Below are 18,763 nucleotides of genomic sequence, written 5' to 3'. Positions count from 1 at the left end.
CCAATATTAAAACGCGTGCTGGAAGCCCAGGGTGGCCGTGAACTTGTCGGCATCGGTACCCAGCCCGGCCGCTGCGCCGAGGCTGAGCACCAGCCGCGGATTCATTTGGCGACGAATGCCGGCTTCCAGCGATGAGCCCATTTCGCCCCGGAAGCGACGCTGCTCCCGCACAAAATCCACGACCAGCGACGACTGCGGCGCGATGCGCGTGGAGTAGCCCACCAGCAACGCGTAGCGGTCGAGCCGCTCCAGCTTCAGCTGGCCGCCTTCGGCCTGCACGCCGGGCTGGCTGTTGTGGAAGTAGGCCACGTTGAGGTGCAGGCGGTTGAGGGTGCCGAACAGGCTTTTGGTGAGGATGAAACGGCCGTTGTAGTCGGTGCCTTCGCTGCGCAGGCCGGTGGGCAGCGTAAGAGCGCCGGCCAGGGCCACGGCGGGCAGGAATTTGCCTTCAGTGTTGAAGTTGTAGAGGCCCCCCACCTGCACGTTGCCGCTGCCCGACCGGTCGCCGTTGCCGGAGTAGATGGGCACGGACACGGCCAGTTGGGTGTTGCGGAAAATGCCCAATTCGAGGGTGGGCGTGTACTGCACCAGGTTGTCGCCCTGCCGGCCGCGTTGGTAGCGCACGGGCAGCTGGAACTCGCGGTTGCCCCGGGCCGTGGGGTAGGCGTCTTCGAGGCGGGTGGGCAGGCCGGCATCAAGGTTAATCTGGTCGGATTGGGCGTGAGCCCGCGGGGCCAGGCCCAATAAGCAACCGGCGGCCAATAGCAGGCTGCGCAGGATAATGGAATTATTCATAAGAGGATGATTCGGGAGATGAAATGAAAAACGCAGTCGGCGCTAGCGGGCCATCGGGGCCAGCGTGGGCTCCTGGCTCATATCGAGCGGGGGCACGTCGGGCATCGCGCCGTGCTTTTCCTGCCAGCCTTTGAGCATGGCCTCGCGCATCATTTCGGGCGTTTTGCCGGGTTCCAGCGCGCCGGGCATCATCTTCATGCCGGGCATCATCTTCATCATCGCATCGTGCAGGGAGCCTTCCGTTTCGCCGGGCTCCATGCCGGGGCGCATCTTCATCTGGAACTGGGCCATCATCTTCTCCTTCATGTCCGGGGCCATATCAGGCATCATCAGCGGCATCATCTCCATCATCATTTCCATCATGATTTTCGACATCGCGCCCTCCGGGCCGGCCATCCAGGCGGGGTACTGGCGCGGGTCCACGTCGGGGTAGGGCAGCTCGAACTTGCGCACGTACTGCTCGTCGCCCGGCTGGTAACTCATCGCGTCGATAACGCGGTAGAGCTCGTCGCGCTGCTGCTGCTCGGTCCAGCCCTCGTAGCTGAGAATGTCGTAGGCCAGGCCGTGCAGCATGTGCAGGTTGTCGAAGATGTTGGCCGACTCGGGCGACATGCGCGAGTAGCGCGGCATCAGCTCACGGCTGAGCAGCATGCGCTGGGGCCGGTTCTTATACACGTCGCTGAACATAAGGTCGTTCACCGATTTGATGGCCGCTTCCTGGCCGCCGTCGGCATTGCCGCTCAGCATCTGGGCCTCGTAGATGGCCGGGTGCCACCAATGCGCCACCCAGGCCTGAGAGTTAGACTTGGGGTAGAAGTTGCGGTAGTAGGTGAAGTAGGGCTTCATCATGCAGGCCGCCCGGCGCATAGTGATGTCGAGCGGGGCCACCGAGCGTGCCACGTCCTTGTTGCGGGCCAGGTACAGCTTCACGGCGCGGTCGGTCCACTCCTTTTTCTTGTTCCAGGCCACGCGCTGGCTGGCCATGATGTCGTAGGTTTGCTCGTGATGCTGATGGGTCCAGTCGATGGTGCGAAACAGCGTCCAGGCCACGCGCGCCGTGTAGGGCCCGTACAACTCCATCGAAGGCCCGACCTTTGACTTCTGATTCTTCACAAAGTCGAACACCTGGGCGTCGAAGTCAGCGTCTACCTTTTCGCGGTCGGCCAGCTTGGTTTGCAGCAGCACATCGTGCTCGCGGCCGTGGTGGAAGTGGAAGCCCGCCGAGAGGGCTTCGGATGCACCGTGGCGGCGAAAGAACGCGGCGTTGTAGGGCCCGCGAATGTAGCTGACTTCCTTGCGGGGCTCAGTAGTGGTGGTGCTGGCAGCGCACGACGCCAGCATCAACACCAGGCCCGCCCCGGTAATGGATTTGAATGACATAGAATTAAAGTTATTGGTCTTGTACCCGTAAAGGCAGTTGGTCGAAACCAGTTGACTTTACGGCTTCGGCGCAGGTTAGATTACTCGCTTTCTCTGCAGGTAGTTGCATAATTTTGAGTGCGCTTTAGCTTACCTATTGCCTGCTATAAAACAAAAAACGCCTGGTATCGCCAAGCGTTTTTTGCTGCTGAAACAATGGAACTATGCCGCCTGAATCTTAAAGCCGGCCTGCTCCACGGCCCGCACCACCTGCTCCGCGGTGAGTTGGTCAGAGTTGATGGTCAGAATCTTATCCGGGGTGGCCGTATCGACCTGCCAATTGCCGGCACCAGCTTCCTGGTTCAGCGCGGGCGTAACGGCCTTGATGCAGCCGCCGCAGTTGATGTTGGTTTTGAATTGGAGCGTTTTCATAATGATTAGAGGTAAGGGACCACCGGTGGCCCGTATGATTAAAACGCACAAAGCGGCCGCGAGGTGCTACCAAAGGGGTACAGAATTGCGCCCTCAGCTTGCATGATTATCCGGCTCAGGCGACTGGTTCGGGATTAAAACCGCAAGTTCAGGCCGCCGCCGCCGCCGAAGCGGCTGTCGTAACTGCCCATCAGTGAGAAGTTGCGCGAGAGCAGGTATTCGGCCCCGCTGCGCCACACGACTTCTTTGGCAAAGCGGCGGTTGTTGTCCAGCTTGTTCACCCAGCCGAAGTCGGCCTGGTACTCGTAGTAGCCGGACACAAGTAGCCGCGGCAGCACCATAATTTGCCGGCCCAGGCTCAGGCGGGGCCGCAGCTGGTTGTCGATGCGGGCATCGAGGCTGAACAGGTAGGGCGTCAGGAAGCGCACCCCGACCACCGCCGTGGTGGTGGTTTTGGTGACCATCCGGCCCGTGGCCCCCGGCTCGGTGAGCGGGGCGGGCTGCTGCTGCCGGGAGTTCTCCACATTCACGCCCCCAAACACGCGGAAGTAGTCGTAGAGGTAGCGCTCGTAAGTGGCCTCCGATTCCATGTTGCGGTTCCAGCCGTTCTCCACGCTCAGGTTGAACTGGTTGCGGACATTGGACGACACCAGGTTCAGGTTGCCCATGTGCGAGGCCACGCCGAGCATGCCCCAGGTGTAGTAGCGGTTGGTTTCGTGCACCAGCGTGCTCTTCGGGTAGCCTGTCATTCGCGGGTCGCGGGGCGTGTCGTAGCTCACCACGCGGGCCATGCCGCTCATCAGGTGGTAGAGCACGTGGCAGTGCAGAAACCAGTCGCCCGACTCGTTGCCCAGCACCTCAATGGTGACCTGCTTCATGGGGGGCACATTCACGGTGTGCTTCAGGGGCGAGTATTCACCGTTTTCGTTGATGACCCGGAAAAAGTGCCCGTGCAGGTGCATGGGGTGGTGCATCATCGTCAGGTTGTTGTAGGTGATGCGGGTAATCTGGTTGCCCCGAATCGGTATTTCATCAGCCGACGACAGCGGCACCCCGTTCATGCTCCAGATGTAGCGCTTCATGTTGCCGGTGAGGTTAAGCAGGATGTTACGCACCGGCGCGGTGTCGGCATAGGCCGTTTTCTGCGGGGCCCGCAGGTAGTCGTAGTTGTACTCGGCAAACATGTCCATGCCGCCCATGTCCATCCCGGTCATCGGTTTGTCGGCGGACTTCTTAATGCCGGCCATCGGTTTGTCGGCACCCATCTTCATCCCCGCACGGGCCGTGTCGGCGGGCATTTTCATGCCGTCCATCTTCAGGCCATCCATCTTTTTCGTGCCGTCCATCGGCATGCCGGCCATGGCTGGCTTGGCTGGTGCGGGCTGGTCGTTCATTTTCATGCCGGCCTTCTGGTCGTTGCCATCCTTGCTCATGCCGCCCATTTCCTTTCCGGCCATCGGCTTATCAGCGCCCATCGGCATACCGCCCATTTTTCCATCCTTCCCTTTCTTGCCCATCCGCATGCCCCAGTTGGCTTTTATCTGCTCGGGGTCGACGTGGTGAGGGCGGAATTTGAGGGCGGGTGCGCCCATGCGCATGTCCATTTTGGCCATCTGTTGCATCAGCGCGATTTTGTCGGGTCGGGGCAGCACCGGGGCGGCCAGCACCGGCCCCGTACCCAGGAAGGCCGACGCGGTGCCGGAGCCGTCTTGCGCCATGGCCCGAAACTCCAGCTTGCCGCTGGCCGGAATCGTGACCAGGAAATCGTAGGTTTCGGCAATGGCAATGAAGGTTTTGTTGTGTTTCACCGGCACCACGTCCTGCCCATCGGCGGCCACCAGCAGCGGGTCCTCGCCTCCAAACGTCATCCAGAACTGCGTCGAGGTTCCCCCGTTGATGATGCGCAGGCGCACCCGTTCGCCCGGCTTAAATTCGGGGTACTGCTGCACCGGCTGGCCGTTTACCAGGAAGGCATCGTAGTACACGTCGGCAATGCCGAAGCCTTCCATGCGCTGCTTCCAGAAGTTGAGCTGCGCCCCGAAGGCCCCGCGGGCAATTACACGGTTGAGCGGCGTGGCCGTGCCCTTGGCAATGTTATACCACTCGGTGCCCCGCTTGAGGTAACGCAGCACGTTCTTCGGCTTCTGGTTGGTCCAGTCCGAGAGCACGAGCACCAACTCCTTGTCGTAGGTAAGGCGCTCGTGCTTGGGCTCGATAACGATGGAGCCGTACACGCCGCTCTGCTCTTGTAGTAGGGTATGCGAGTGGTACCAGTAGGTGCCGGCCTGCTTGAGCGGAAACTCGTATTTCAACTCCTGCCCCGGCTTGATGGGCGGCGTGTTGAGGTAGGGCACTCCATCGTAGAAGTTGGGTACCAGTAGCCCATGCCAGTGCACCGACGTCTCCACGCTCATTTCATTCTTGACGTAGATAACGGCGTAGCCGCCCTCCTTGAACCGAATAGTAGGACCGGGAATACCACCGTTGACGGTCATGCCCTGCATGGTTTTGCCGGCCTTGCTCACCTGTTCCTGCCGGATGGTGAGGTGATACACGGCGGTATCCGTCTGGGCCTGGGCCGGCCGGACCGTGAGCAGCAGCAGCAGTAGTAGCGAAAAAAGGAATAAAGGGTAAATTCTCATGTTGGGATTATTGAAGTACCCGTACCGCGTCGGGCAGTGCGGGGGGCAGACTCTAATTGGTTCTGTCGAGCTGGCCGAAGCGGCATGCCCCACATCTTTGGTCCGGAGATAGTTGGGACGGGGGGGGGAGCTGGGCACGGATAGCGGACGGAGGCTCCGCTGCCAGGAATTTCTGCGTCATAAAAAAGCAAAGCCCGGTCACTGAATGGCCGGGCTTTGCTACTATCGAAGCCGCGGCAGCAGCTAGGCGGCCAGGCCGGCGCGGCAGGCTTCTTCACAACGGCGGCAGGCCTCGGCGCACTCCTTGCAGTGCTGCATGTGGGCACCGTGGCTTTCGCATTCGTCACCGCAGGCTTTGCAGATTTCGGCGCACTCCTTCAGCAGGTGCTGAGCATGTTTGGAACCGCGGGCCACGAAGCGGGCCGTGATGGCGCAGATATCGGCGCAGTCGCGGTCGATGCTGATGCAGCGAGCCATCATTTTTACGTCTTCTTCCTGGAGGCAGGCCGAGGCGCAATGTTCGCAGGCGGCAATACAGGCATTGAGGGCGTCGAGCAGGGATTGGTTTTGAGCGTGCATGGGGGAAGGGGCTATAAGTGAATGAGGTTGAGCCTGAGCTACCATTTCTTATACTCGTCCTGCTCAGCTTGGTTTTGCATCAATACCCCCGGGGCTTGCATCATTTGGCGTTGCCGCTTCGGTCCGGGGCCGGGTTGCTTCCTGCTGGCGGTAGGCGGAGGGAGAGCACTGTGCAAACCGTCGGAACTGGGCCGAGAAGTGCGACAGGCTGCCGTAGCCCAGCTGCCTGGCAATGCGCCCGATGTCGAGCCGGGAGGCCAGCAGCAGTTCCTGGGCGTAGGCCAGCCGGCAGCGCGTGATGTAGCTGAGCAGGCTTTGGGAGCCGGGCAGTTGGGCAAACAGGCCGGGCAACTGACGCACACTCAGGCCCACTTCCTGCGCCAGGGCAGGAATGAATTCGCGGTGCCGGAGCGTAACTGGGCGGCGCAATAGCTCGTCAATCAGCTGCTTCACCTGCGCGGCCAGTACGTGCTGCGGGTTTTCCAGCAGGGCAAACCCGGCCGCGGCCAGCACTTCCCGGATGCGGACCCAGTCCAGTGACTCCTCCGCGTCGGCTACGGTGGCAGCCCCCAGTCGCACATCGAGCACGCGCAGACCCAAAATTTCCAGCTCCTGCCGCACTACGCGAATGCCGCGCGGGCACACCATATGCTTTATGTAGAGCATATAACCGGCATTATCGGGCGGAAGGGAGTGGTCGAGCGGCATCGGTAGCTAGTTAAACAGCCGGCTGCACCGGGTTCTGGTCGGCGGGAGGCGTGAGGGGCGCTGCGTCAAGCTCCTGCGGATGGGCATCGAGGCCGACTTCGTGATGGCCGCGCTGGTATTGGGCCAAGGCTTTTTCGCCGAAGAGCCAGAACACCACCGGCGTCACGATGATGTCGAGGAAGGTGGAGGATAGTAGGCCCCCGAGGATGACGGTGGCCACCGGGTAGAGGATTTCCTTGCCCGGCGCGTCCTTGGCCAGCGTAAGCGGCACAAGGGCCAGCGCCGCCACCAGGGCCGTCATCAGCACCGGCACCAAGCGTTCGAGCGAGCCGCGAATAATCATCTCTTTGCCGAACTTTTCGCCCTCGTGCTCCACGAGGTGGATGTAGTGCGAAATCATCATGATGCCGTTGCGCGAGGCAATGCCGGTGAGCGTGATGAAGCCCACCAGGGAGGCAATGCTGAACGTGCCGCCCGTGAGCAGCACCGCCACCACCGAGCCAATGAGGGCCAGCGGAATATTGAGCATAATCTGGCCCACCATCAGCCCCGACCTGAAGTGCGAGAACAGCACCAGGAAGATGCCGGCCAATGAGAATAAGCTCAGCCACAGAATTTTAGTGGAAGCCGACTGCTGGCTCTCGAACTGCCCGCCGTAGGTGAGGTAGTAGCCCGCCGGCAGCTTCACCTGCTGCTTAATGCGGGCCTGCACCTCCTGCACGGTGCTGCCCAGGTCACGCCCGGCCACGTTCATCGAGATGGTGATGCGGCGCTGGGTGTTTTCGTGGTTGACGGTATTAGGCCCCGGCTCGTAGCTCACGTCGGCCACCTGGCTCACCGGAATCAGGGCCCCGCTGGGCGTTTCGATGCGGGTTTGGGCGATGGTGGCGATGTCGTTGCGCTGGGCTTCGGGCAGCTTCACGATGAGGTCGAAGCGCTTCTGCCCATCCAGCATCTGCGACACCACATCGCCCTGAAACAGGGTTTCCAGCGTGGCCACCACCTGGCCGCGCTCCAGGCCGTAGGCGCGCAGGGCGGCATCGCGGGGGCGCACCAGCAGCTGCGGAATCTGGACCTGCTTCTCGACCTGCAAGTCCACCACACCGGCCACGGAGCCGGCGGCCGTGCGGATTTCGTTGGCGTAGCGGCGCAATTCCAGCAGGTCGTTGCCGAAGACTTTGATGGCCACCTGCGCCCGCACCCCGCTCAGCAGGTGGTCGAGGCGGTGGCTGATGGGCTGGCCGATGTTGACGTTCACGCCGGTAATCAGGCCCAGGCGCTGGCGCAGGTCGGCCAGGATTGCCTCCCGGCTGCGCATGGTTTTGCCCGACTTCTTCAGCTCTTCGGGGGTTTTGAAGGCGACTTCGATTTCGGAGTTGTTCACCGATTCGGCGTGCTCGTCCAACTCGGCGCGGCCGGTGCGACGGGCGGTGTAGGCCACTTCCGGCAGCTGCAAAATCTGCTCCTCGCCCAGCGTACCCAGCTTGTTGGATTCGGTGAGCGAGGTGCCGGCCGGGGCCGAGAAGTTGACGGTGAGCGAGCCCTCGTTGAAAGGCGGCAGAAACTCGGTGCCGAAGAAGGGCACCAGCGAGGCGGCTAGCGCGAAGAGCAGGCCAGCGACGGTCAGCACTACTTTCGGGTGGCTCAGGCCCCAGTTCAACAGGCCGGTATCCTTACGCTTGAGCCAGCGTACCAGGCCTCCCTCCTGCTCGGCGGCCCGAATCTGCTTCATCTTGGGCAGCAAATAGTAGCAGAGCACCGGCGTAACGGTGAGCGACACGAACAGCGAAGCCACGATGCTCGTGATGTAGGCAATGCCCAGCGGCGCGAAAATCCGCCCCTCCATACCTTCCAGCGCGAACAGCGGCAAAAACACCAGCACCACGATGATGGTGGCGTACACGATGGAGTTGCGCACCTCCGAGGAGGCCGCGTAAATCACCTGCAAGGCCGGCTTGGGGTTGGGCAGGTGCTGGTTTTCGCGCAGCCGCCGGAACACGTTTTCCACGTCCACGATGGCATCATCGACCAGCTCGCCGATGGCAATGGCCAGCCCGCCCAGCGTCATGGTGTTGATGCTGATTCCCGCGAAGCGGAATACCAGTGCCGTAACCAGCAGCGACAACGGAATGGCCACCAGCGAAATAAACGTGGTCCGCACGTTCAGCAAAAAGGCAAACAGCACGATGACCACCAGAATGGCCCCGTCGCGCAAGGCATCCTCCACGTTGCTAATCGACGACTCGATAAAATCGGCCTGCTTGAACAGGCGGGTATTTACCTGCACGTCCTTGGGCAGCGAAGGCTTCAGCTCGACCAGCGCCTTTTCCACGGCCTCCGTGAGCCCTACCGTGGCGGTGCCGGGCTGCTTCTCGATGCTGAGAATGACAGCGGGCAGGCCGTTCACGCTGCCATCGCCGCGCTTGAAGCGCGCCCCGAAGGCCACGTTGGCCACCTGCTTCACGCTGATGGGCGAGCCCTGCCGGTAGCCCACGATGATGTTCTCGATGTCAGCCACCGAGCGCAGGCGGCCCAGGTTGCGAATGAGGACTTCCGAGCCGTTGCGGTCGAAGAAGTTGCCGGTGGTGTTCAGGTTGGAGCGGCGCAACGCCTCTTCTACCTGCGTCACGGTCAGGCCCGTGGCGTTCAGGCGGGGCATGTCCAGCAGTACCTGGTATTGCAGGTTGTCGCCGCCGATGGGGATGACCTGCGCCACGCCCGGGATGCTGAGCAGGCGCTGGCGCACCGTGTAGTTGGCGAGGGTGCGCAGGTCGGCGGCGTTGGTGGCGGACTCGTTCTGACGGTTCGCCTCACCCCCCAGCCCCCTCTCCAAAAGAGAGGGGGAGCCGGACGACTGCGTACCCGTTGCATTTAAAGAATCACTGTTAATTGTTAACTGCTCACTGTTAACTGATGAAAGTCCCACCAGCATAATCTGGCCCATCACCGAGGAAATCGGCCCCAGCACCGGCGTGATGCCGGAGGGCAGCTGCCCGCTCACGGTTTGCAGCTTCTCTGCCACAATCTGGCGGGCCGTGAAAATGTCGGTGCCGTAGTCGAACTCCACGAACACCATGCCCAGGCCGATGGCCGAGTTGGAGCGTACGGCCGCCACGCCGGTGGCCCCGTTCAGGGCCGTTTCCACGGGCAGCGTCACCAGGGCTTCCACTTCCTCGGGGGCCATGCCGGCGGCTTCCAAGAACACAGTCACGCGGGGGCGGTCCAGGTCGGGCAGCACGTCCACGGGCAGCTGGCGCGCCGTGTAGGTGCCGGCAATAAGCAGGCCCACGGCAAAGGCCAGCATGAGCAGGCGGTTTTGCAAGGCAAAACGGATGATTTTATCGAGCATCCCTTACTGATTGAGGTAGATAGATTTGAGCTGGTAGGTACCCACGCTCACCACCCGGTCGTTCTCGCTCACGTCGCCGCCCAACAGCACCGTTTGGGTGCCGTTGGCGGAACCGGGCTGTACGTAGTGGATTTTGAAGATTTCGGGGTCGGTATGCACGAACACCACCGGCTTGCCATTGAGGTCGGTGAGGGCCGAGGTGGGCACCACCAGCTGCTTTTTGCCGCCGCCGCTGCGGCCCAGCACCTGCACGTTCACGGCTTGGCCGGCGCGAAACAGGTTGGTACTGGTGGGGTCGAGTTCCAGCACCAGCTGGCGGGCCTGGTTCACGGGGTTCACCACGTTGCTGAACACCACCAGCCGGGCCGGGGCGCTGCCGGTCTGCCCCTGCAAGCCTTCCACCTGAAACTGCGCGTCCGTCGGAATCTTATCCAAATCCTGGGCAAACACCTGGGCTTCCACCCGCAGCCTGCCGGGGTTGAACACCCGAAACAGCTCATCGCCCTGGGTCACCTGCTGGCCCACGGCCAGGGTAAACACGTCCACCATGCCGCTGATGGGCGAGGTGATGGTGACGCGGCGGTTGCTGGCCTGGCCGTTCAGGATGCCCGCATTCTGGCGGGCCTGGCGCAGGCGCAGCTCGGAGGCCACCACGTCCTTGCGAGCGGCAATGTCGGCGATGGTTTGCAGGCGGGCGTAGTCCTGCTGAGCGGCCCGCAGCTCGGCCTGGGCGTTGGCCCGCTCGGTGCTGAGGCCGATTTGCTGGGTGGCGTCCAGGGTTTGGTCGACCACCGCCAGTACCTGTCCGGCGCGCACCGGCTGGCCCACTTTGGCCGAGAGGCGCACGATGCGCCCGGTCTGGGGCACCACCACCCGCCCTTCGCCCCCGGCGGCCGAGGCCACGGTGCCGTAAAGCGTGAGGCGGTTGTAGGTGTCGGAGTAGCCGGCCAGGGCCGTGCGCACCCCAAACAGAAACTGGCTTTCCTTGGGCAGCGCCACGGCATCGGTCATGGCCACGCCGGTTGAGGCGTGGGCGGCATCGCCGTGGTCTTCGCCGCCGTGGGCCCACAGGGCGGCGGGCGGGGGCAGCAATACCGTCAGAACGAGGCCGAGGGCGGCCGTGGTCGCGAGAAACTTATGCGTGGTTTTCATAAACAGCGGGCGTTGAAGTGGGGACAGCCGCCGCCTTCCGGCGGCGCATAACCAGGGCGGTGGCAGCAATGCCCAGCGCAAAAGCGCCGAAGAGCAGCAGCACGGTTTTCCAGGAGCCAATGAGGGCGGGCGCCACCGCGTCCGGCACCGCCGCCACCGGCAGCAGCTTGCCCACCTCCAGGCCGGAGAGCAGCATCAAATCGGCCTTATCGCCGGCCACGATGTTCACGGCCAGGCTGTACTTCTTATTGGCCGGAAAAACGCCCTCGACCAGGTAGGCCCCCGGTGACTTTTCGGAGACGGCGAATTTCAGCCCCGCCGCTTCCGGGCAGGTCACCGTCAGCTTGGCCCCTTTAATGGGCGCGTTGGTGGCGTAGTCCGAGATGAACAGGCGCATATCCGCGTCCTCGCCCTTTTTAAGGGGCTCGAAGCGCAGCAGCAGCTCGAAGCTCTCGGACAGCGCGGCCACCGAAAACGTGGTGGCCACGGCCCCGGCCGAGGGCTTGGCCGCGTCGCCGTGGTCTTCGCCGCCATGGGCGCGAGCCCCAGTGGCCAGCAGCAGGGCCAGCAAAAGCAGGAGTAGGTTCTTCATTAGTATCCCCGCAGGTAGTTAAGTGCAACGATGGCCTGACGGTAGTCGCGGATGGTGGTCAGGTAAGTATTCTGAATGGTAAAGGCCTGGTTGAGGCTCTGAATCAGGACCAGGTAGCTGATTTCGCCGGCCCGGAACAGGCGCTGCGACTGGCTGATAATGGCCCGCGACTGCGGCAGGCCCGTCTGCTCGTAGTAGGTGAGCGAGGCGGCAAACTTGCGCGTGTCGGCCAGGGCCTGCTGGTACTGGGTGCCCAAATCGAGGCGCTGCACCTGCAGCTGGGCCTGCGCGGCCTTGCTGCGGGCCGTGGCCGCCTGCAGCTGGGCGCGGTAGGTCCAGAACCAGATGGGCACCGAGGCACCAAACTGGAAACGGTAGCGCGTGGGCGAATCGCTGAGCCCCTGATTCTGGTAGCCCACGGTGAGGGCCGGCGTGCGCCGGGCCCGCACCAGGCTGATGCCCGACTGGCTCAGGGCCACGTTCTGGCCGTAGTAGGCCAACGTGGGGCTCTGGGCCACGGCGGCGCTGTCCTGCAGGGGCAGGGTGCTCAGCAGCTCCGCGCCGGCGCGGGCCAGCTCGGGGCCGGTTTCGCGCAGGTCGGTTTCGGCGGTCAGGTTGGCTTCGGGCTGGCCGAGCAGCAGGCCCAGCCGCCGTTGCGCCGAGCGTTGGTCGACCAGGACCTGCTCCAGCTGGTTGCGCACCTGCCGGGCTTCGGCCTCGGTGCTCACCCGCTGCAAGGCCGTTACCTCGCCGGCCTTGAACAGGCGGTCAGTGGCCAGCTGCAAGGTCCGAAACAGGCTATCCTGGTAGGCGAGCTGCCGCACCTGGGCCTCGGCAAACTGCAGGCTCAGGTAGGCTTGGCGCACGTCGCGGCGCACGGTGGCGCGGTTCACGTCCAAGCCCCGCTCGGCCAGGGTGATGCCCGCCTGGGCAGCCTGGGCCTGCCGGCGGTACACTGTGGGGAAGTCGATGGTCTGCACCACGCCGGGGGCCCATTGGTAGCCCGTGGGCGAGGAAAACAGAAAATCCGGGTTGGCGGGCGAGAAGCTGCCGCGCTTCAGGGCGCGCTGCTCCGCTATTTCCTGGGCCGACTGGCGCAGGCGCGGGTGCCGGCGCAACGCCAGTTGCTCGGCACTGTCGAGGCGCACCACGACCTGCTGGGCCCACGCCGGCCCGGCCAGCAGCAAAAGCAGCAGCAGGAGCCCGGGGCGGCGGTTACGCATGGGAGATTTATTCATAAGCATTGGTTAAGCCGCCAGCCCATGCGCCGGCAGTAGCCAGCAGATGGGGGCGGTACACGAATGGCGGCCCGAAAATGGCCCTCTGCCAGCTGGCAGCTAGTGCTTTTTAACCAGGGCCATGCCGCATTTCGGGCATTTGCCCGGCTCGCTGGCAGTCACCTTCGAGTGCATGGGGCAGACGAAGGCCGCGCCCACGGCACTGGGCACGGGTGCTTCATCCAGTTTATCGAAACGCACGGTCAGGGCTTTGCCGTCGGCCGTATTCAGCGTCACGATGGCCGTGCGCACTTTGGCCCCGGCAGGGAGCTTGGCCGTGAGGTGGTCATCGCCGGCCGGTGTCAGGGCCACGGTCATAGTAGCGTTGGTGCTCAGCTGCATCAGCACCGAGCCGCTCATACCCTTGTTGGGCACGGCGCTCATTTTGGCTCCCAACAAATAGAACGCCAGCTCGGTAGGCTGCGCCACCAGCTCCAGGTGGTAGGGGCTGGCCGAGCGCACCACGCCGCCGTGAGGAGCTACGTGGGCGTGGGTTTCGCCGGCGGCGGTGTGGGCATCAGCCTTGCCGTTGGCGTGGGCGTGCTGGGCGTAGGAGGCCATCGGGGCCAGGGCGAATAAAGCGGCCGCAGCCAGGGAGATTCCAAAAAGCTTCATGGGGAAAAATAAAAAGTGGTGGTGGTGGGAAAAGTGGCTACCGGCCGCCGCGCGAGCCTGCGCGGCCGGCGGCCCGGACTACATCTTGTCGGCGTGCTGGGCGTGCCAGGCTTTGAACTGCTCGATTTCCTTTTTCTGCGCGTTCACCATCTGCTGCGCCAAGTCCTTGAGCTTGCTGTCTTTGCCGTGGGCCAGCTCTGCTTCGGCCATGTCCATGGCGCTTTGGTGGTGCACGGTCATCATCATGTTGAAGTTCATATCTGGGTCGGCTACTACCTTGGGCATGTTACTCATCATGTGGTCCATGCTCGTCTTCAGCTGGGCCGTGAAGGCATCATTCGGGTCCGTGGGCTTGTAGTTGGTCGGGGCGCTGTCGAGGCGCTCCGCGATGGGCTCCATTTCGCCGAGCTCCTTTTGCTGGTCGGCCTTTATTTTTTCGGCCATCTGGCGCATGGTGGCGTCTTTGCCGTCGCGCAGCTCGATGTCGGCCATGGCCACGGCCCCCTTGTGGTGCTCCATCATCATGTGGGCGAAGTCGTGGTCGGTGTTGCCCTTCATCTTCATGGCGTCCATTTTGGCCATCATCTCGTTCATTGAGGCCGTTAGCGGCGACGCGCCATCCGCCATTTTCGAGTGGTCCATGCCGGCCATATCACCCGCGGCAGCAGTCGTATCAGCCGTGGCCGACGTTGTTTCAGTAACCGTGGTATCAGCCGACTTATCGGAGCTGCAGCTGCCGAGCAGCAGGGTGCCCGAACACAGGGCGGCGAGGAAAAACGCGGATTTTTTCATGGGAATTAGTTTGGGAGGGGAAGTAAAAATGACGAGTGCCTGAAAGCGTTAGGCCTTGACGTTGATGGTGAAGTTGCCGGTGTGAATCTGTCCGCCGTGGTTGAACTGCAGGAATACGCGGTACAGGCCGGGGGCTTCAAAGCTGGTGTTGAAGCCGATGACCGGGCCCTTGTCGGCCTGGTCGTTGGGGTGCACGTGCAGGTAGCGCTCCGTGTCCTCGCTGATAACCACGACGTGGCCCAGCGCCCCGAGGTACTTGTCGAGGTCGGTTACGGGTTGGCCGTTCTTGCTGAGCGTGATTTTCATGCCCAGCAGCTTGCCTACTTTCAGCCCCTTATCAAAGGCTAGCGTGGCCTGGTAGCCGTCCTGCTGCCACTGCATCTGGTCGTGGCTGAACTTGACGGGCGTGTACTTCGGCCCCTGTACGCGCACCACCTGGCGGCCGAGCTGGTGCCCGCTGCCAGCCGGCGAGTAGTCCTGAAACAACACGTAGTCGCCGCCCTTGGGGAAGGTAAAGGGCACCTTGTAATTGCCATCTGCCGTGAATTCGGGGTGCTCGTGGTAGAACACCGACAGGTCTTTACGGACGATGATGAGGTGGATTTTCTTGTCGTGCACCACCGCCAGCGGCACCGGGGCCGCTTCGTTACCGACTTCCTGCGGGGTGTAGGTGAGCGTGGCGGGCTGGCCGGCCACCAGCTGCATGGGCTGAGGCTCGAACTTCATCTGGTAGCTTTTGCCGTTGCTCACCTGGTCGTTGTGCACCAGCTCCATGCCGCACTTGGGGCACTTCTGGCCGGGCTGCGGGCTGGTCACCTCCGGGTGCATGGGGCAGGCGTAGGTGTGGTTCCCGGCGTGCCCGGCGGTGCTGTCGGGCGCGGTGCCGGTGGGCGTGGTCACGGTGTTGGAGGCATTGCTACCCGACGAATCGGAAGAGCAGCTGGCCACGGTAACTAAGCTGGCAGCGGCCAGCAGGAAAGCACTGTATTTGTTCATAAGAAATAGCGCCGCCCAAACGGCGGCAATCCCTGGTTTTGCCAGTAGTACCCACGAAATGAAAGTAAAAGGCTACCCGAAACGGCAGCGCGACGAGCAAACGAAAAGGCCCGCCCCGGACATAGCATAGCTATGCCGGCGCGAGCCTTAGCGCGTCGGAACAATCAGACAGTCAGCGACTGAATGAAAATACGGATGTCGGGTATTTTGGGCTTGAGCTGCCGGGGCGGAACCAGGGCAACGGTAGCGGTGCGGTCCCACTGCCCAGCCAGGGGCCGGAAGTGAAACGCTATGGCCGCCGGCAGCACGGCCGGAGCCGAAATAAACAGGTGTTTCTGAGCCGGTGTCGTCAGCGACGAGAGCAGCGAGGCCGACTTGTCCTTACAGCAGTCGTGGTTGCGGGTCGACTTGGCCGGGTGGCCATGCTTTTGCTTGGACTGATGCTCTGCCACCGCCCCGTGCCCGTGGCAGCCAGGATGCGCGGGCTTCTCAACTTCGTGGTGGCCCATGGCCGCCACCGGCACCGACGCCGGCATTGGGTTCAACGTTGCGCACCAGCACTGCCCCACGAACACGTTGACGAAGACGAGCAGGAAGCTCGTCGCCAGCAAACGGCGGAAGGGAAATGGGCTACGGAACATAACGGGCACTAAGCAACCGCAAAAGTAAACTTATTCTCGAATAAGTCGATTGACTGCTAGCTTACAACTAATGTCCTCAAAGGGTTTCGCTCCCCGTTATCAGAAGCGGGCAATTGCACGGGCATCTGGCCCAACGCAGCGTGTTTGGGCCGTTCCGGAAGCATAGTCAGTCATTACTAGCTATAATTCGTTATCAGGATTATGTAAGTGCAAAGCCGAATTTTATAGGCGCAGATGGGCGGGCAAGGGCAAATAAACCGGAGTCGCGTTGTTCTCGAACTGCTTCCCCGACCGTCAAATTATGCAATACTGCGGCGGTATTCAGTACCAACTTCCCTGCCGGAGCGCCGTTCCTTTGCAATGTGGTTGTGGGCTGATACCGCTGAGTAGCCTTGCCCGGCAACCACCTGATAACCTGCATTTCTATGGAACCAACTACCAAAACCGAAACCCTCGACATCGAAGGCATGACCTGCGCCTCGTGCGCATCGGCCGTGGAAAAGTCGCTGAGCCGGGCCCCCGGTGTACAGAGCGCGATGGTCAATTTCGCCACCGAGAAAGCCACCGTGCATTACCTGCCCGGCCAAGCCAGCCCCGCTACCCTGAAGGAAGCCGTCGTGAATGCCGGCTACGGGGTGCTAGAGCGCGCCCCCGATACCAGCGCCGCCGAGCGCAGCGCCGAAATCGACCGCCAGAAAGCCCTGGCTTACCAGAAGCTCAAGCGCCGCTTCTGGGTGGCCGTGGGCCTAGTGGTCGTCATCATGCCGCTGAGCATGCTGATGCTCTGGCCTGCCATGATGCAGCGCATCAACGTACAGTGGCTCAACTACCTGCTGCTGCTACTCACGCTGCCCGTGCTGGCCTACAGCGGGCGCGAGTTCTACGTGTCGGCCTGGAACGGCTTTAAGCATCGGTCGGCCAACATGGATACGCTCATTGCCGTGGGCACCGGCGCGGCCTTTCTCTACAGCTTGGCGGCCACCGTGGTGCCCGGCTTTTTCACCAGCCGGGGCCTGATGCCCGAAGTGTACTACGACACCACGGCCACCATCATTGCCCTGATTCTGCTGGGCAAGGTGATGGAGCTGCGCGCCAAAACCCAGACTTCGGCCGCCATGCGCAGCCTCATCGGCCTGCAGGCCAAGACGGCCCGCGTAGTACGCCCCGATGGCGCGGAAGTCGATGTGCCCATCGAGCAGGTGCAGCTCGGCGACATTGTGGTGGTGCGCCCCGGCGAAAAGGTGGCCACCGACGGCCGCATCACCGAAGGCCAGTCGTCGCTCGACGAAGCCATGCTCACCGGCGAAAGCCTGCCCGTGGAAAAGAAAACCGGCGACCCAGTGTTTGGGGCCACGCTTAATAAAACCGGTTCCTTTCGTTTTGAGGTCACCAAAGTCGGGGCCGATACCATGCTGTCGCAGATTGTGAAGCTGGTGGAAGACGCCCAGGGCAGCCGCGCCCCCATTCAGCGGCTGGCCGACAAGGTCAGCGCCATTTTCGTGCCCACGGTAGTCATTATATCCATTCTTACGTTCGTGATTTGGTTTGACCTGGCCCCGGTGGATACCCGCCTGCCGCTCGCGCTGGTCAACTTCGTGGCCGTGCTCATCATTGCCTGCCCCTGCGCGCTGGGCCTGGCCACGCCCACGGCCATTATGGTGAGCACCGGCAAGGGCGCGGAGCACGGCGTGCTGATTCGCAACGCCGAAGCCCTCGAAAAAGCCTACCAGGTAAATACCGTGCTGCTCGACAAAACCGGCACCATCACCAAGGGCGAGCCGGCCGTGACCGACTTCCTGGCTCCCGGTCAGGATGGCCCGCGCCTGTTGCAGCTGGTAGCCGCCGTGGAGCGCCAAAGCGAGCATCCACTGGCCGAAGCCGTGGTGCGCCACGCCGACGCCCAGGGCAGCAGCAGCTTGGTCACCACCGGCTTCCGGGCCGTGGAGGGCAAAGGCGCCACGGCCACCGTGGACGGCCAGGCCGTGTTCATCGGCAACCGCCGCCTGCTGGCCGACGAAGGCATTACCCTTTCGCCCGAGCTGACGGCCCAGGCCGAGCAGCTGCTGAGCCAAGCCAAAACCGTGCTCTACGTGGCCGTGGCTGGGCAAGCCGTGGCCCTGCTGGGCGTGGCCGATACCGTGCGCGACACCTCCGTCGCCGCCATTAAAGAGTTGCAGGCCCTGGGTATTGAGGTGGTAATGATGACGGGCGACAACCCCCAGACCGCCGCCCAGGTGGCGGGCCAGGTGGGCATCACGCGCTACTTCGCCGAAGTGCTGCCCGCCGACAAGGCCGGCAAGGTGAAGGAGCTACAGGCCGAGGGCCGCATCGTGGCCATGGTAGGCGACGGCATCAACGATGCGCCCGCGCTGGCCCAGGCCGACATCGGCCTCGCTATCGGCTCGGGCACCGACGTGGCGATGGAAGCGGCCGGCATCACGCTCATGCGCTCCGACCTGCACGGCGTGGTCACGGCCATCGAGTTGAGTCGCCAGACCATCCGCACCATCAAGCAGAACCTGTTCTTCGCTTTTATCTACAACACGCTGGGCATTCCCGTGGCGGCTGGGCTGCTGTATCCCTTCTTCGGCATCCTGCTCTCGCCCATGCTGGCGGCGGCGGCCATGGCGCTGAGCTCGGTTTCGGTGCTCACCAACTCGCTGCGCCTGCGGAGCTTTTCAGTTAAGAGCTAGGCAAGGTATTTAGGAGGTCATAAAAATCAAAAACAACGTCATGCTGAGCGCAGCCGAAGCATCTCTACCGCAACAGTAATTTAATTGACTCAGCGAAGCGGTAGAGACGCTTCGGCTGCGCTCAGCATGACGTTCTGAATT

Annotated in this window: 15 protein-coding genes; 1 reads left to right on the top strand and 14 read right to left on the bottom strand. The window is 62.7% G+C overall.

The features are described from left to right. Nucleotides 1–6: 6 nt before the first annotated feature. From ABIB44_RS15930 to ABIB44_RS15865, 14 genes are all read right to left on the bottom strand, one after another. The gene (locus ABIB44_RS15930; RefSeq protein ID WP_354585657.1) at nt 7–795 is read right to left on the bottom strand and encodes a hypothetical protein; all 789 of its coding nucleotides are present in this window, start codon (nt 793–795) and stop codon (nt 7–9) included. A gap of 42 nt (nt 796–837) precedes the next feature. After that, nucleotides 838–2,175 (bottom strand): hypothetical protein, encoded by a 1,338-nt coding sequence (locus ABIB44_RS15925; RefSeq protein WP_354585656.1) that lies wholly within the window; start codon nt 2,173–2,175, stop codon nt 838–840. A gap of 201 nt (nt 2,176–2,376) precedes the next feature. Beyond that, on the bottom strand, nt 2,377–2,586 hold the full coding sequence (locus tag ABIB44_RS15920) for a heavy-metal-associated domain-containing protein (RefSeq protein ID WP_354585655.1): 210 nt from the start codon (nt 2,584–2,586) through the stop codon (nt 2,377–2,379). A 134-nt stretch (nt 2,587–2,720) separates the two neighbouring features. Next, nucleotides 2,721–5,228 (bottom strand): multicopper oxidase domain-containing protein, encoded by a 2,508-nt coding sequence (locus ABIB44_RS15915; protein ID WP_354585654.1) that lies wholly within the window; start codon nt 5,226–5,228, stop codon nt 2,721–2,723. 243 nt (nt 5,229–5,471) lie between these two features. Further along, entirely contained in the window at nt 5,472–5,807 is a 336-nt protein-coding gene (locus ABIB44_RS15910; RefSeq protein ID WP_354585653.1) for a four-helix bundle copper-binding protein, read from the bottom strand. 63 nt (nt 5,808–5,870) lie between these two features. After that, complete coding sequence (locus ABIB44_RS15905) at nt 5,871–6,473, bottom strand: helix-turn-helix transcriptional regulator (protein ID WP_354585652.1); 603 nt, start codon at nt 6,471–6,473, stop codon at nt 5,871–5,873. Nucleotides 6,474–6,525: 52 nt separating this feature from the next. After that, nucleotides 6,526–9,864 (bottom strand): efflux RND transporter permease subunit, encoded by a 3,339-nt coding sequence (locus tag ABIB44_RS15900; RefSeq protein ID WP_354585651.1) that lies wholly within the window; start codon nt 9,862–9,864, stop codon nt 6,526–6,528. 3 nt (nt 9,865–9,867) lie between these two features. Further along, a complete protein-coding gene (locus ABIB44_RS15895; RefSeq protein WP_354585650.1) occupies nt 9,868–11,016 on the bottom strand; it encodes an efflux RND transporter periplasmic adaptor subunit in 1,149 nt (382 codons plus the stop codon). Beyond that, on the bottom strand, nt 11,000–11,608 hold the full coding sequence (locus tag ABIB44_RS15890; protein WP_354585649.1) for a hypothetical protein: 609 nt from the start codon (nt 11,606–11,608) through the stop codon (nt 11,000–11,002). Before ABIB44_RS15890 ends, ABIB44_RS15895 begins: the two co-directional genes overlap by 17 nt. Then, nucleotides 11,608–12,846 (bottom strand): TolC family protein, encoded by a 1,239-nt coding sequence (locus tag ABIB44_RS15885; protein ID WP_354585648.1) that lies wholly within the window; start codon nt 12,844–12,846, stop codon nt 11,608–11,610. Before ABIB44_RS15885 ends, ABIB44_RS15890 begins: the two co-directional genes overlap by 1 nt. Nucleotides 12,847–12,945: 99 nt before the next feature. Continuing rightward, nucleotides 12,946–13,500 carry a heavy metal-binding domain-containing protein gene (locus tag ABIB44_RS15880; RefSeq protein WP_354585647.1) on the bottom strand — a complete coding sequence of 185 codons (555 nt, stop codon included), beginning with the start codon at nt 13,498–13,500 and terminating at the stop codon, nt 12,946–12,948. A 78-nt stretch (nt 13,501–13,578) separates the two neighbouring features. Continuing rightward, entirely contained in the window at nt 13,579–14,292 is a 714-nt protein-coding gene (locus tag ABIB44_RS15875; RefSeq protein WP_354585646.1) for a DUF305 domain-containing protein, read from the bottom strand. A 48-nt stretch (nt 14,293–14,340) separates the two neighbouring features. Further along, nucleotides 14,341–15,288 carry a DUF8832 domain-containing protein gene (locus ABIB44_RS15870; protein WP_354585645.1) on the bottom strand — a complete coding sequence of 316 codons (948 nt, stop codon included), beginning with the start codon at nt 15,286–15,288 and terminating at the stop codon, nt 14,341–14,343. A gap of 164 nt (nt 15,289–15,452) precedes the next feature. Continuing rightward, on the bottom strand, nt 15,453–15,929 hold the full coding sequence (locus ABIB44_RS15865) for a hypothetical protein (protein ID WP_354585644.1): 477 nt from the start codon (nt 15,927–15,929) through the stop codon (nt 15,453–15,455). Between the two features lie 425 nt (nt 15,930–16,354). Here ABIB44_RS15865 and ABIB44_RS15860 point away from each other — a divergent pair, with 425 nt between their 5' ends. After that, nucleotides 16,355–18,622, top strand: coding sequence for a heavy metal translocating P-type ATPase (locus ABIB44_RS15860; protein ID WP_354585643.1), 2,268 nt, complete (start codon nt 16,355–16,357; stop codon nt 18,620–18,622). The last annotated feature ends 141 nt before the right edge of the window (nt 18,623–18,763 follow it).

The organism is Hymenobacter sp. UYCo722 (genome assembly GCF_040547115.1).
In the GTDB taxonomy this organism is placed as follows: domain Bacteria; phylum Bacteroidota; class Bacteroidia; order Cytophagales; family Hymenobacteraceae; genus Hymenobacter.
The sequence above is the reverse complement of the archived record's forward strand: the minus strand, read 5'-3'. Positions and strand labels throughout refer to the sequence as shown.

Excerpts from the sequence above, each read along its gene's own strand:
- ABIB44_RS15930 (WP_354585657.1), bottom strand. The coding sequence starts at position 795 with ATGAATAATTCCATTATCCTGCGCAGCCTGCTATTGGCCGCCGGTTGC.
- ABIB44_RS15925 (WP_354585656.1), bottom strand. The coding sequence starts at position 2,175 with ATGTCATTCAAATCCATTACCGGGGCGGGCCTGGTGTTGATGCTGGCG.
- ABIB44_RS15920 (WP_354585655.1), bottom strand. The coding sequence starts at position 2,586 with ATGAAAACGCTCCAATTCAAAACCAACATCAACTGCGGCGGCTGCATC.
- ABIB44_RS15915 (WP_354585654.1), bottom strand. The coding sequence starts at position 5,228 with ATGAGAATTTACCCTTTATTCCTTTTTTCGCTACTACTGCTGCTGCTG.
- ABIB44_RS15910 (WP_354585653.1), bottom strand. The coding sequence starts at position 5,807 with ATGCACGCTCAAAACCAATCCCTGCTCGACGCCCTCAATGCCTGTATT.
- ABIB44_RS15905 (WP_354585652.1), bottom strand. The coding sequence starts at position 6,473 with ATGCTCTACATAAAGCATATGGTGTGCCCGCGCGGCATTCGCGTAGTG.
- ABIB44_RS15900 (WP_354585651.1), bottom strand. The coding sequence starts at position 9,864 with ATGCTCGATAAAATCATCCGTTTTGCCTTGCAAAACCGCCTGCTCATG.
- ABIB44_RS15895 (WP_354585650.1), bottom strand. The coding sequence starts at position 11,016 with ATGAAAACCACGCATAAGTTTCTCGCGACCACGGCCGCCCTCGGCCTC.
- ABIB44_RS15890 (WP_354585649.1), bottom strand. The coding sequence starts at position 11,608 with ATGAAGAACCTACTCCTGCTTTTGCTGGCCCTGCTGCTGGCCACTGGG.
- ABIB44_RS15885 (WP_354585648.1), bottom strand. The coding sequence starts at position 12,846 with ATGAATAAATCTCCCATGCGTAACCGCCGCCCCGGGCTCCTGCTGCTG.
- ABIB44_RS15880 (WP_354585647.1), bottom strand. The coding sequence starts at position 13,500 with ATGAAGCTTTTTGGAATCTCCCTGGCTGCGGCCGCTTTATTCGCCCTG.
- ABIB44_RS15875 (WP_354585646.1), bottom strand. The coding sequence starts at position 14,292 with ATGAAAAAATCCGCGTTTTTCCTCGCCGCCCTGTGTTCGGGCACCCTG.
- ABIB44_RS15870 (WP_354585645.1), bottom strand. The coding sequence starts at position 15,288 with ATGAACAAATACAGTGCTTTCCTGCTGGCCGCTGCCAGCTTAGTTACC.
- ABIB44_RS15865 (WP_354585644.1), bottom strand. The coding sequence starts at position 15,929 with ATGTTCCGTAGCCCATTTCCCTTCCGCCGTTTGCTGGCGACGAGCTTC.
- ABIB44_RS15860 (WP_354585643.1), top strand. The coding sequence starts at position 16,355 with ATGGAACCAACTACCAAAACCGAAACCCTCGACATCGAAGGCATGACC.